The 12,501-nt window shown below is 63.5% G+C and carries 14 protein-coding genes and 1 tRNA gene; 8 read left to right on the top strand and 7 right to left on the bottom strand.

Going from position 1 to position 12,501, the window contains the following annotated elements; all coding sequences use genetic code 11:
- Positions 1–40: 40 nt before the first annotated feature.
- Entirely contained in the window at positions 41–778 is a 738-nt protein-coding gene (locus WDB86_RS00635) for a GNAT family N-acetyltransferase (RefSeq protein WP_406736298.1), read from the bottom strand.
- A 267-nt stretch (positions 779–1,045) separates the two neighbouring features.
- Positions 1,046–1,525 (bottom strand): outer membrane protein assembly factor BamE, encoded by a 480-nt coding sequence (locus tag WDB86_RS00630; protein ID WP_339107681.1) that lies wholly within the window; start codon positions 1,523–1,525, stop codon positions 1,046–1,048.
- 230 nt (positions 1,526–1,755) lie between these two features.
- Here WDB86_RS00630 and WDB86_RS00625 point away from each other — a divergent pair, with 230 nt between their 5' ends.
- The 8 genes from WDB86_RS00625 (at position 1,756) to WDB86_RS00590 (ending at position 8,183) form a co-directional block, all read left to right on the top strand.
- Complete coding sequence (locus WDB86_RS00625) at positions 1,756–2,316, top strand: YceD family protein (RefSeq protein ID WP_406736297.1); 561 nt, start codon at positions 1,756–1,758, stop codon at positions 2,314–2,316.
- Positions 2,317–2,628: 312 nt separating this feature from the next.
- Complete coding sequence (rpmF, locus tag WDB86_RS00620; RefSeq protein ID WP_339107683.1) at positions 2,629–2,835, top strand: 50S ribosomal protein L32; 207 nt, start codon at positions 2,629–2,631, stop codon at positions 2,833–2,835.
- Positions 2,836–2,985: 150 nt separating this feature from the next.
- On the top strand, positions 2,986–4,026 hold the full coding sequence (plsX, locus tag WDB86_RS00615) for a phosphate acyltransferase PlsX (protein ID WP_406721675.1): 1,041 nt from the start codon (positions 2,986–2,988) through the stop codon (positions 4,024–4,026).
- A 4-nt stretch (positions 4,027–4,030) separates the two neighbouring features.
- Positions 4,031–5,005 carry a beta-ketoacyl-ACP synthase III gene (locus WDB86_RS00610; RefSeq protein ID WP_339107685.1) on the top strand — a complete coding sequence of 325 codons (975 nt, stop codon included), beginning with the start codon at positions 4,031–4,033 and terminating at the stop codon, positions 5,003–5,005.
- A gap of 125 nt (positions 5,006–5,130) precedes the next feature.
- Complete coding sequence (ihfA, locus tag WDB86_RS00605; RefSeq protein ID WP_339107686.1) at positions 5,131–5,430, top strand: integration host factor subunit alpha; 300 nt, start codon at positions 5,131–5,133, stop codon at positions 5,428–5,430.
- A gap of 85 nt (positions 5,431–5,515) precedes the next feature.
- Positions 5,516–6,832, top strand: a complete 1,317-nt coding sequence (locus WDB86_RS00600) for a MerR family transcriptional regulator (RefSeq protein WP_406736296.1) — start codon at positions 5,516–5,518, stop codon at positions 6,830–6,832.
- A 103-nt stretch (positions 6,833–6,935) separates the two neighbouring features.
- Positions 6,936–7,013 (top strand) — tRNA-Pro (locus tag WDB86_RS00595).
- A 93-nt stretch (positions 7,014–7,106) separates the two neighbouring features.
- Positions 7,107–8,183, top strand: coding sequence for a 2'-deoxycytidine 5'-triphosphate deaminase (locus tag WDB86_RS00590; RefSeq protein WP_339107688.1), 1,077 nt, complete (start codon positions 7,107–7,109; stop codon positions 8,181–8,183).
- 182 nt (positions 8,184–8,365) lie between these two features.
- Here the strand turns inward: WDB86_RS00590 and WDB86_RS00585 are convergent, their stop codons facing one another.
- The 5 genes from WDB86_RS00585 to WDB86_RS00565 are packed head-to-tail and all read right to left on the bottom strand — an operon-like array spanning position 8,366 to position 12,492.
- Complete coding sequence (locus tag WDB86_RS00585; protein ID WP_339107689.1) at positions 8,366–8,578, bottom strand: hypothetical protein; 213 nt, start codon at positions 8,576–8,578, stop codon at positions 8,366–8,368.
- Positions 8,579–8,589: 11 nt separating this feature from the next.
- Positions 8,590–9,258: an SMC-Scp complex subunit ScpB gene (gene scpB / locus WDB86_RS00580; protein WP_339107690.1), complete on the bottom strand. Its 669-nt coding sequence runs from the start codon at positions 9,256–9,258 to the stop codon at positions 8,590–8,592.
- Positions 9,255–10,034: a ScpA family protein gene (locus WDB86_RS00575; RefSeq protein ID WP_339107691.1), complete on the bottom strand. Its 780-nt coding sequence runs from the start codon at positions 10,032–10,034 to the stop codon at positions 9,255–9,257. The genes scpB and WDB86_RS00575 overlap by 4 nt, the downstream gene beginning before the upstream one ends.
- Positions 10,034–11,026 carry a glycoside hydrolase family 3 protein gene (locus tag WDB86_RS00570; protein WP_339107692.1) on the bottom strand — a complete coding sequence of 331 codons (993 nt, stop codon included), beginning with the start codon at positions 11,024–11,026 and terminating at the stop codon, positions 10,034–10,036. Before WDB86_RS00570 ends, WDB86_RS00575 begins: the two co-directional genes overlap by 1 nt.
- Positions 11,026–12,492: an SPOR domain-containing protein gene (locus WDB86_RS00565; protein ID WP_406736295.1), complete on the bottom strand. Its 1,467-nt coding sequence runs from the start codon at positions 12,490–12,492 to the stop codon at positions 11,026–11,028. The genes WDB86_RS00570 and WDB86_RS00565 overlap by 1 nt, the downstream gene beginning before the upstream one ends.
- Positions 12,493–12,501 lie beyond the last annotated feature (9 nt).

Here is a 12,501-nt window from a genome sequence, read left to right as displayed (position 1 = left end):
CGGGGTGAATTGGGGCAACGCCCCAAGAGGGGCAGCGCCCCTACCCCGCCACCAGACGCAAGGCCCGCCGCCGTGCCGCCGGAATGCGGCCGATTTCAAGCCCCGTGAACACATGCAACGTTCCCAGATCCGGATCCACCACCGCATGATCGGAAACCCAGCCCCCCATTGCCAGATAGCTGCGCAGCAAGGGCGGCATCCGCAATATCGCCTGTTTCGGGTTCCCCTGCGCCCCCATCAACGCACGCGCATAGCGCACCACGTCAGGCGCCTTGACCCGTGGCAACCAGCGCTCCGGCCCCAGATGGCGCTGCGACAAAAGCGTGAAACTATCCGCATAATCGCGCCAGTCCGTGCCCCTGAAGGACGAGCAGCCAAACAGCATTTCCACCCCTGCCCCATCGACAAAACGCGTCATCGCCCCCCATGCCACCCGCAGGATATCCGCGTCGTGACAGGCAGGATGGATACAGAACCGCCCCATCTCCACCATCGGTGCGGGATAATCCGCCAGCGCCTCCAGCGCATAGAACTGCGCTGCGTAGCTGCGCCCGATCTCCTCCCCCGAGGCCAGCGGCAGCAGGCGGAAACAGCAGACCAGCCGCCCGCTCCCGCATTCTTCCACCATCACATGCTGACACTGGGCGTCAAACGCATCGCGGTCCACACAGCCCTCGCCACGGAAACACAGTCCCCGAATCGCCTGCACCGCCTCAAGATCCTGCACCGTCTGGGCAAGGCGCGCCACATATCGACCCCGTATCAACGAAAAACTCATCTGTCGCCTCCGGCCCTACGATCCACTCTCACGACCCGCCCGACTTCCATAACCTGCCCGACGGCCCACCCGACAGCCCGCCTGCCGAAAGACTATGCGCAGTTCATGAAAAAAAGAAGTCAGCGCCCGCTCCCGCCTGCCCGACACCGTGCCAGCGCATGAATTTTCGGCAGCTTTCCTGCGGCAAACGGGCGGCCAATGAAAAACGCGCCGCAAGACGGCGCGTTCGATCTTGGCATGCATATGGCCCAGACGGGCGGCCCCCCGTTAATTGTCGGGGCTGCTCGACCCCAGAAGTGTGCCGGCGTCCATACGCCCCACCGAGCCCAGCAACTGGCGGATCAGACCGATGCCCTTCACATTGGCCTCGGTCACGCGATGGGTCAGCGGCACCACATGGCCATCCTTGAGGGTATAGCGCTCGACCCCCGACACCACGCCAGCCTTGTTGAAGCTGACAGCCAGAACCTGACGGTCGATCTCATGCGAGGCCCCCCAGCCCACACGTTTCCAGCGCGAGCCGACGTAATACCAGTCCGAGCCTTCCAGAACGCCCGAAGAGCTGGGTCGCCCGATCAGCCGGTCAAGATCGTCTTTGGTGGTTTTTCCGACCTGAACTTGCGACAGGTCTTCTTCCGTCGGCACATAGCCATGATTGCGATAGATAGGCGAACAAGCGCCAAGCCCGATCACTGCGCAAAGGGCAACCCCCTGCATCAGGCGGCGCGGTGCGAAACCAATGCTCACTGTATCCCCCTTGCCTCGCGGCCACTGGCCTTTTATCCCGATTACAATACCTGCACACGGCCCTCAAGACCGGAACCGGTAGGTTCTGGCCCGCTTGGTGCCGGATATTGCCGGAAAAAACAACCCGCCATCGCGGCGGCCCCCCTCTTCACCCGCATCTTGCGGGCCCTGACACAGCCAAAGGCCCGCCCGGCCCCTGCCGGACAGCCCCAGACAGAAGGACACGCGTCATGACAGACGGCACCCCCCTTGAAATGCCCTGGTCCCACCCCGTCGCGGTGAAAGACCTCAACGGACGCAAGCCTCTGCGCTTCGACATCTCGCCCGAACCCGCCCTGCGCAAGGAGATCGCCCAATGGGCCGATATCGTCTCGGTGGAGGCGCTGAGCTTCAAAGGCGAACTGACGCCCGCCGGCAAACATGACTTCGTTCTCAACGGCAAGCTCCACGCACGCATCACGCAATCTTGCGTCATCACGCTGGAGCCGGTCGCGGGCGAGGTGAAAGAATCGGTCAGCCGTCGCTTCCTGCGCGACTGGGTGGAACCTACCGCCGAAGAATCGGAGATCCCCGAGGATGACAGCGCCGAGGCCCTGCCCGCGGTGATCGACCTTGCCCATGTGGCGCTCGAAGCCTTCGAACTCGGCCTGCCGCTCTATCCGCGCAAGAACGGCGCAGAGCTGGGCGAGACGGTCATCACCAAACCCGGTGAAACGCCGCTGCGCGATGAGGACCTCAAACCTTTCGCCAATCTGAAGGCTTTGATGGACAAGAAGGACGGAAACGCGTAAGCGGGCGGTGAACGCACGAATCCCGGCCCTTCCAAAAGGCCAGATCCCTTGGGGACCCTCCGTCTTGGAAGGCATCTCGTACGATCAATTTGCCCCGTATCGGGCAGGCCGGACCTTGCCGCGAAAAATCTAGGCCCAAGCCCCAAGAAAGGGCTTGCACCTTTGGAAAATCGCAGTATGTTCCCGGCCTCATTCGAGTTTTGGGTTCACACCAGAGTCGCCGCAAGCGTCTATCGGGTGAAACACCAGGAAAATCACGGCTTTACGGCCACCAACGCGGGCGATGCGCCCCCTAACATCCGAGGTTGAGACATGGCTGTCCCTCAGAATAAAGTCACGCGCTCCCGCCGCAACATGCGCCGCGCGCATGACGCACTTGTTGCTGCAAATCCGGCTGAATGCCCGAACTGCGGCGAACTGAAGCGCCCGCACCACGTTTGTGGCGCTTGCGGCCACTACGACGACCGCGAAGTCGTCGCAGCTGCTGACGAAGTCGATCTGGACGACGACGCGGCATAAGCCGCGTTGCCCGACGACACAGCTATCGGCATGCTTAATCGGCAAGACCAATCGCTGGACGCAGGGCAGGATACGACTGCTGTGACGCAGGGTCGCGATGCGACCGCAGCGCCGGAGCAATCCGGCGCTATCGTCATTTCTGTCGATGCGATGGGGGGCGATCATGGCCCTTCCGTCGTGGTCGACGGGGTTGCGCGCGCGTCCAAGAAGTCTCCTGAACTGCGCTTCCTGCTCAACGGCCCCGAAGCGGAGCTTAAAAGCCTCGTCGATGCACGTGGTCTGGGCAAGGTTGTCACCATTCGCCACGCCAGTGATGTGGTGCGGATGGAGGACAAGCCCTCTCAGGTCATGCGCAATGGCAAGGACAGCTCCATGTGGGCCTCCGTCGATGCCGTGCGCGAGAAATCGGCGCAGGTGGCGGTGAGCTGCGGCAATACCGGCGCGCTGATGGCGCTGTCGATGCTGCGCCTGCGCAAGCTGCCGGGCGTGAACCGCCCCGCCATTGCCAGCTTCTGGCCCTCGCAGAATTCTGCGGGCTGGTGCGTCATGCTGGATATGGGCGCCGATATCAAAGCCGATGCGCCCGACCTGCTGACCTATGCGCTGATGGGCAGTTCCTACTGCCGCAATGCACTCAATATCGAGCGCCCGCGTGTGGGGCTGCTGAATGTCGGCACCGAAGAACATAAGGGCCGCGCCGAGCTGAAAGAAGCTTACGGCCTGTGCCGTGATGCGCAGGAGCGCGGTGATTTCGAATTTGTGGGCTTCGTCGAGGGTAGTGACCTGTCCTCCAACAAAGCTGACGTCATTGTGACTGACGGATTTACCGGCAATATCGCCCTGAAAACCGGCGAAGGCACGGCCAAACTGGCCGGCCGCCTGCTGAAAGAGGCGCTGACCTCTTCGGTCTTGTCGAAGCTGGGGGCGATGCTGGCGATGAAGTCGCTCAAACGCCTGTCTGAAAAGATCGATCCGCGCCGCGCCAATGGCGGGGTATTCCTTGGCCTGAACGGCACGGTCGTGAAATCGCATGGCTCTGCCGATGCGCTCGGGGTTGCCGCAGCGATTGATCTGGCGGCTCGTCTTGCGGCGTCCGGTTTTGCCGAAAGGCTCGCGGCGCGGGTTGCAAGTGACATGCCCATTGGGCAGGATGCCGCGCAAGGCGACGCTGCCAATTCTAACAACGAGTAATCGAATGACTATCAGAGCTGTGGTCCGTGGTGTCGGGCATTACCTGCCCGAGCGCATTGTCGAAAATGCCGAATTCGAGACCAAGCTTGAAACGTCGGATGAATGGATCCGCTCGCGCACCGGCATCGAGCGGCGCCATTTCGCCGCCGAAGGCGAGACCACCTCGCAACTGGCGATCAAGGCCGCCGAAGCCGCATTGAAACATGCGGGCATGAGCGTCGAGGATATCGACGCGATTGTCGTGGCGACCTCCACCCCCGATTTCACCTTCCCCTCCGTGGCGACAATGGTGCAGGCGGGGCTCGGCTCGACCCGCGGTTTTGCCTATGACGTGCAGGCGGTCTGTGCGGGTTTCATCTTCGCGCTGACCAATGCCAACGGGCTGATCGTCTCGGGTCAGGCAGAGCGCGTGCTGGTGATCGGGGCCGAGACCTTCTCGCGCATTATGGACTGGGAAGACCGCTCGACCTGCGTGCTGTTCGGGGATGGTGCGGGTGCGCTGATTCTGGAAGCGGCCGAAGGCACCGGCACGGTCAATGACCGTGGCATTCTGGCCTCGGATCTGCACTCGGATGGGCGCTATCGCGAGCTTCTTTATGTCGATGGTGGCGTGTCCAGCACCGGCACCACCGGCCATCTGCGGATGCAGGGCAATCAGGTCTTCCGCCATGCGGTCACCAAACTTGCCCAGACCGCGCATACGGCCTTGGACAAGCTTGGCCTGTCGGGCAATGATGTGGACTGGATCGTGCCGCATCAGGCCAATCTGCGCATCATTTCCGCTACGGCGGAAAAAATGGGCGTTCCGATGGAGCGCGTGGTCGTCACCGTGCAAGATCATGGCAACACCTCGGCTGCCTCCATCCCGCTGGCCCTGTCGGTCGGTGCCTCCGAGGGCAAGCTGAAGACCGGCGAGATCGTCGTGGTCGAGGCGATTGGCGGCGGTCTGGCATGGGGTTCGGTGGTTCTGCGCTGGTAAGCCGCGCCCAAAATCCGGCAAAATCCGACATTATCTCCGGGGAAAGACCGGCCAAGGCACTGGCGATATTGACTTTGCTGACCGACAGCCCCATCCTTGAGTGAAAATTCTTCTCAGGGGGCGATATGTCCAAAACACTGACCCGTATGGATCTAAGCGAGGCTGTCTTCCGCGAAGTCGGCCTGTCGCGCAATGAATCGGCCCAACTGGTCGAGGATGTGCTACAACATATCTCCGACGCGCTTGTCGCAGGCGAGACGGTAAAGATCTCGTCCTTCGGCACATTCTCCATCCGCGACAAAGCCTCGCGCATGGGTCGCAATCCCAAGACTGGCGAAGAAGTTCCGATCAGCCCGCGTCGGGTGCTGAGCTTCCGCCCCTCCCATCTGATGAAAGACCGTGTGGCCGACGGCAACTCGAACTGATCCGATCAGGTGACCTGCGCCCCCGAATGGGGTGCCTTTAGACAAGCCCGGCCCCAGCAGCGTCCGGGAAAGGAATTGACGAGTCATGGCAAAAGCTGCCGATGCCTTCCGGACGATCTCTGAAACTTCCGAGATCGTTGGCGTCCCATCGCATGTCCTGCGGTTTTGGGAGGGGAAATTCCCACAGGTCAAGCCAACCAAACGGGCTGGCAACCGCCGCTATTACCGCCCCGATGATATCGCGCTTTTGTCAGGTATCCGCCAGCTTCTGCACGAAGACGGGCTGACCATACGTGGCGTGCAAAAAGTGCTCAAGGAGCAGGGCGTGCGCCATGTCTGCGATCTCGGGCGGCTCCATCTTCCGCCGGACGACGCCCCAGACGTGCCCTTTGCGCAGCCTGCGCCCCCCCTTTCCGACATGCCGCGCGCGGCGCCCCCCCTGCCTTCAGATGCGCCCTTGCCGTGGGATGAAAGCGCCGTGCACGGGACGCAGCCGCTTTCTGCCCCCGAGGCCCCGCCCCCCATGCATCCGCCGCTGGCAGCCGCCGCAGGGAGCCTGCCGGACGCGATGACGGACCCGGACTTCGCGGTGCCCGCACATACGGTTTCTGTCGAGAAGACCGCAGAGCCGGATCACGACGCGCCGTCCACACCGGAGCCGCAGGCAGAAGAGGCTCCGGACGCCCCGATATCTCCCCCCGAGACGGAGGTTATCGCGTCCGACCTCAACCCGGCTACAGACACTCCCCGCCAGACGGAGCCGCAAGCGGCGTCCGAAGGCGCGCTGCAGCCGCATGACTTTCTGCCCGAGCTGGAACCGGCAGAGGGCGAAGAGGTCATGGACACGCTTCCCGACGCCCCTGCCCAGCCCGCGCACGCCGCATCGCTCGTCCCCGAGCCAGAGGTGCCGGACGGGCCGAGCTTTGCCGATGTCTGGGAACAGACACCGCTTTTCGCCGACGAGACCGACGCGGATGACGATGACGACATCTCGGCTCTGATCGAGGACGAAGAAGACATCTCTTCCCCCGCGGTTCTTCCCGAGGCGATGGAAACTGCACCCTCGGAACCGGAGGGGGAGGCCGAGGATCACGACGCACCGGAACAGGACGCACCCGAACTGGCAGAACCGGAGCTGGCAGAGCCGCAAATCGCACAGCCTCCCGCCCCCCCGCGGCCCAGTGCCGAGCAAAGCGCCGCAGCCCTTGCCACGGTCACCCTGCCCCAAAGCGATGGTGCCGGGGTCGCAGCTTTGCCGCCCACGCGAATCTCGGTGCTGGTGGCCCGTATCTCGACCATCAAGCCCGACCGGATGACCCGCACAGAGCAGGTCGCCCTGTCGCGGGCGGTCGATAAACTGCATGCATTGCGGCGTGAATTGTCGCGCGAAATCCGGCCCTGAAGGGTTTTTCGCCGTCTTCGGGAAAGCAGATGAAAAAAGACGAAAAAATCTTCGATTTCGGTCTTGCGCCCCGCGCCGCTTTCCCTCTATATGCGCCTCATGTCGGGCCATGGCGCAGCCTGGTTAGCGCGTCCGTCTGGGGGACGGAAGGCCGTGAGTTCGAATCTCGCTGGCCCGACCACCGAAACACCCACCCTTCGGGGTGGGTGTTCGCTTATCCGGATCTGCCGAACGGGCCCACCCCCTGCCCGAGCATGACGATGGAGAGCCGCCCATGACCCTTGGTGTTTTGTCCGATACCGCCATCGAGGCGATGATCTCCAAGCAGGAAATCCGTGCCGCAACGCCGGTGATCCCCGAACAGATCCAGCCCGCCAGCCTTGACCTGCGACTGGGCCATGTCGCCTATCGCGTGCGCGCCTCCTTCCTTGCGGGGCGCGGAACCTGCGTGACCGACAAGCTGGCGGATTTCGAGATGCACCGGATGGACCTGTCCAACGGAGCGGTCCTTGAAAAGGGCTGCGTCTATCTGGTGCCCTTGATGGAATCGCTCAGCCTGCCCGAAGGCATCAGCGCGGTGGCCAATGCGAAATCCTCGACCGGACGGCTGGACCTGCTGACCCGCGTCATCACCGATCATGGCACCGAATTCGACCGTATCCCCGATGGCTATCAGGGGCCCCTTTTTGCCGAAATCTGCCCGCGCAGTTTTTCGGTGCTGGTACGGCCCGGAATGCGGCTCAACCAGATCCGCTTCTCGGGCGGTCAGGCGGCGCTTTCGGATGACGAGCTGCGCGCGCTGCATATGGTCGAGCCGCTGGTCAGCGGACAGGCGGTCATCGACCACGGCCTGGGCTTCTCGGTCGATCTGCGTCCCGAGACGGGCGATCTGGTAGGCTACCGCGCCAAGCCCCATACCGGCGTCATCGATCTGGACCGGATCGGGGCCTATAATCCGACCGAGTTCTGGGAAGAGCTACACACCAGCGAAGGCCGTATCATCCTCGACCCCGGTGCGTTCTATATCCTCGTCTCGCGCGAATCGGTGACGATTCCTCCCGATTTTGCTGCCGAGATGGCGCCCTATCTGGCGATGGTGGGCGAGTTCCGTGTGCATTACGCGGGCTTCTTCGACCCGGGGTTCGGACATGGGGCGGCAGGGGGCATCGGCTCGCGCGGGGTGCTGGAAGTCCGTTGCCACGAGGCCCCCTTTGTTCTGGAACACGGGCAGATCGTGGGCCGTCTGGTCTATGAACATATGGCCGAGCGCCCCAAACGCCTTTACGGCGCGGATCTGAAATCGAACTACCAAGGCCAAGGGCTGAAGCTCGCCAAGCATTTCAAGTCATGAGTCCGGCCCGTGGCCTAAGCGAGCACGCCCCAGAAGAGGCGTTCCATATCGCGTGTGCCGCGTTATTTGCGCCACGCGGCGCGCCTCTGGCGACCCCGCTTGTAACGACGCAGGATGTACCACACCGGATATGACACACAGAGGGTGCCGCCCTTAGCGATGCCCCCTAGCGGTGAAACATCCTAAAACCTGCGGCCCAGCTTGGTCATGCGTGCCAAACGGCGTGCATTTCCGGCCATTTTGCGCAGTTGTTGCTGTTTCCTGCGCTCTTCGGGGGTCAACGGCGTATCGTCGTTGCGGCCCTTGCGCGACGCCCTTTCGATGCCTTTGTTGATCCCGTAGTTTATGCCACGCCGCAAAAGCTGGTTGAAGATCATCCGCAGGATCTGTTGCATCGCTCTGGCTCCTATTCCTCGAACATCTCGCTTTGTCCGGCCTGTCCGGTGGCGATATCTTCCTCGTCATCCTCGACCTCCTCGCCCGGCATCCGTCTGCTATCAAGCAATCCGGCGCTGCGAAGTTCCGCAAGAGCGGGCAGATCACGGGCGGATTCGAGGCTGAAATGGTCAAGGAAGCTTTGCGTCACCACAAATGTCACCGGACGGCCCGGCGTCATCCGCCGTCGCCCGAAACGGATCCAGTCGAGCTCCAGCAGCAGATCAAGGGTCCCGCGCGAGACAGCCACCCCCCTGATCTCCTCGATTTCGGCGCGGGTGACCGGCTGGTGATAGGCGATAATCGCCAGTGTCTCGGTAGCGGCCCGCGAGAGTTTGCGCTGCTCCACCGTTTCCTTGTGCAGCAGGAAGGACATATCGGGGGCGGTGCGCATCGCCCAGCCTTCCCCTACCCGCACGACCTGCACGCCACGCCCCTCATAACGGGCGCGCACGTTTTCCAGCGCCTCGCGCGGGTCGGACCCTACGGGCATGCGCGATTGCATCTCGCGCGTGGTGATCGGCTCGGGGGTGGCAAACAGCATCGCCTCCACCATGCGCTCCTGTGCCTCCATCGCGGGGGCGGAAAACAGCTGCGGCTCGCGCTCTTCGGCGGAAACGGTTTCTACAGGATCACTCATGATGTTTTCCGGATAGAGATGGGGGAAAAGGTTTCGGATTGCCGCAGCTCGACCACGCCCTGTTTGGCAAGTTCCAGCGACGCCGCAAAGGTGGCCGCCGTGGCCGAGCGCCTGCGCGCAGGGTCCACCCGCCAGCTTTCGGGCAGGTAGCTTGACAGATCCATCCACTCGCCCGCATAGCCCAGCAGATCGCGGAGCTGTTCAAGCGCCTGTTCCATCGTAAAGATATTGCGCCGGTCAAAGGCATAGGGGCGGAATTCGTCGCGGGTGCGCACGCGCGAATAGGCGCGCATCAGATCCATCAGCGTGGCGGAATAGGTGATCTTTTTCACCCGCACCACCTCTTCGGAAATCCCGCGGGCAAAGACGTCCCGACCCAGTTGGTCACGCGCCATCAACTGCGCTGCGGCATCGCGCATCGCTTCCAGCCGTTCCAACTGGAAGGCCAGATGCGCGGCCATATCCTCGGCAGAGGGGCCCTCGGCATCGGGTTCGGGCGGCAGCAAAAGGCGCGATTTCAGATAGGCCAGCCACGCCGCCATCACCAGATAATCGGCGGCCAGTTCGATCCGTAACGCGCGTGCATGGTCGACAAAGGCCAGATATTGCTCGGCCAGCGCCAGCACGGAGATCTTGCGCAGATCCACTTTCTGGCTGCGGGACAATGTCAGCAACAGATCAAGCGGGCCTTCGAAGCCGTTGACATCAATGATCAGCGCCTCGGCAGCCAGACGGTCAGCCACGCGGCCATCTTGCGATTTCGGACGATCGGCCATCAGACCTCGCTTGCCTGCAATACGCCTTCCAGTTCCCGTTCAAGGGCTGCGATATCGGCAGGCTCGGGCGGCCCCCGCCGCGCAAGCGCCGCTGCCGCCCGTGCAGAGGCGGCTTCGGACATTGCCCCCGCCCCGAGAACGGCGTCTTCCATCTCGGCCATATCCCCGTTGCAATGCAGCGCCACATCACAGCCTGCCGCCATGGTGGCCTCGGCCCGCTGGCGGATGCCGCCCGACAGCGCCTGCATCGACAGGTCATCCGACATCAGCAGCCCGTCAAAGCCGATCACCTGCCGGATCAGGTCCACCATCACCGGCGACTGGGTCGCGGGCGCATCATCGAAGGCGGCAAAACGGATATGGGCGGTCATCGCCATCGGCATATCGCGCAGCGGCTGGAAAGCGGCGAAATCATGGGTCAGCAGATCCTCGGCGCAGGCCTCGACCAGCGGCAGATCCTTGTGACTGTCCGCCATTGCCCGACCATGCCCCGGAATATGCTTGATGATCGGCAACACGCCCCCCGCCAGAAACCCCAAAGCGGTCGCGCGGGCATTGCGGGCCACGGTTGCGGCATCCTCGCCCAGACAGCGGTTGCGCAGGAAAGGATGGGTCTGCGGCCCCGCAATATCGCAGCAGGGCGCGCAATTCGCATCAATCCCCACGGCGCGCAATTCATCGGCCATGATCCGCGCCCGCAGCCAGAAGCCGCGCTCGGGGTCGGGCCGCTGCGCCTGTTCCAGAGGCGGCAGCCATTCGCGCCAATGCGGGGCGCGCAGACGTTGCACCCGCCCGCCCTCCTGGTCGATCAGCACCGGCGCGTCCCGCCCCACGGCCTCGCGCAGATCCGCCGTCAGACGGCGAAGCTGTTCGGGTGTGTCGATATTGCGCGCGAACAGGATAAATCCCCAAGGCTGGACGGCGCGGAAAAAAGCGCGCTCCCGCGCGGTCAGGGTCAGCCCCGACAGACCGAGAATCGTTGCCGAGCTCATCAGCGCACCGTCGCCGGAATACAGGATGCCCCCTCGGCCACAAGGGCCGCACAGAACTGACGGGCCTGTGCCAGATCCTCAAAGCCCTGCACACGCAGGCGGTAGAAGGTACGCCCCCCCGCTGTCGCTTCCTGTATCACACGTTTCTTGCCATCCATTAGGGGCCCGAATTTGGTCACCACGCGGTCCCAGTCCTTCCGCGCCTCATCGGCACTTTGATAGGTGTTCAACTGCACAAGACGCGTCCCCGCCGGCAGGCTCGCCGCATCGATTTCCACCGGCCCCTCGCTTTCGCTGGGGGTCGAGGCATCGGCCCCGCCACCAAACGAGGCTGCCACCGCCTCCGCCACCAGATCACGCGCAGGGCGCAACATCGGACGCGGCGAGCGGATCACGCCCGGAATCGTCTGGGAAATCGCCTCTGGCGAAGGCGGTGCCACCGCACCATCGTCGCCCGTTCCATCGGCATCATCGACGACCAAAGCGTTACTGTCGGAATTGGTCAGGCTATCGGCAGTGGCCTCGTCCACGGCCCCAGGGGCGGCAAGCGATTGAGTCGCGCCCTGCATCTCGGGGGTGGGCCGGGCATTGCTGTCGGGCACCGGCACCACAATGGTCTCGGGCGTCTCGTCGGTTTCCATCGGCGCGGTCGCGGCATCAATGGGCTTGAGATCGGACATCGCCTTGTCATCATCGCTCAGACCGGCCTCGGCGGGGGCCAATGTCACCCGTTCGGGAGCAGGCGCGGCCACGCCGGTTCCCGCCACACCATTGACCGAAAGCCCCACATGTTCGGCCAGTTCGCCACCCGGATCTTCGGGGGCCACGCGCGACGGACCCTCCATCGCCTTGATGACCGGCACGCCCTGAATATCGCGCATCGCCAGCTTGTAGCCCCAGACGACGACGCCCAGAATCAGCGCGACAGATGTTGCCGCCCCCGCCAGATTGACCCAGCGCTGGAACGGATTGGGGCGTAAGGCGGGTTCGTCATCGTCAAAGACCTCCGCCCCGTAACGCGGATCAAACCCGCCTGCGGTCGAGGGATGCGGCTGATTGGCGTAATTCGGGGTAAAGCCCCGTGCGGAACCGGCCACCGATGCGCCGGAGGCAACAGCCGCTGCGGCAGGGGCTTCTGGCGTGTAGGCCGGTGCGGGTTCGGCCCATGCCTCGGGATCTTCTTCCGCGATGAAATCGTGATCGTCAGGCTGGCGGTGCGGGCGATAGGCCCCGAATTCCAGTGCCTCGTCCTCCACGTCATAATCACCGCGCGGCACAAAGGCCTGACTGGGCATGAAAAAGCTCGACTCGCCCGAAGGGTCGGAGGAATCGCGTCGCTTCTTGCCAACCGAAGGCGCAAGATAGCTGGACGAGCGCCGCCGTGGGCGCCCCCCCTCATTGCCGGATGCCTCCTCTTCAAAGGACGCATCCTCCCCCTCGAAGGGTCTGTGAAAGACTGCCATCATCCGCCTCGC

Origin of the sequence: Thioclava sp. GXIMD4215 (assembly GCF_045291555.1) — a bacterium.
In the GTDB taxonomy this organism is placed as follows: domain Bacteria; phylum Pseudomonadota; class Alphaproteobacteria; order Rhodobacterales; family Rhodobacteraceae; genus Thioclava; species Thioclava litoralis.
Note: the sequence above shows the minus strand (reverse complement) of the source record. Positions and strands in the feature narration are given on the sequence as shown.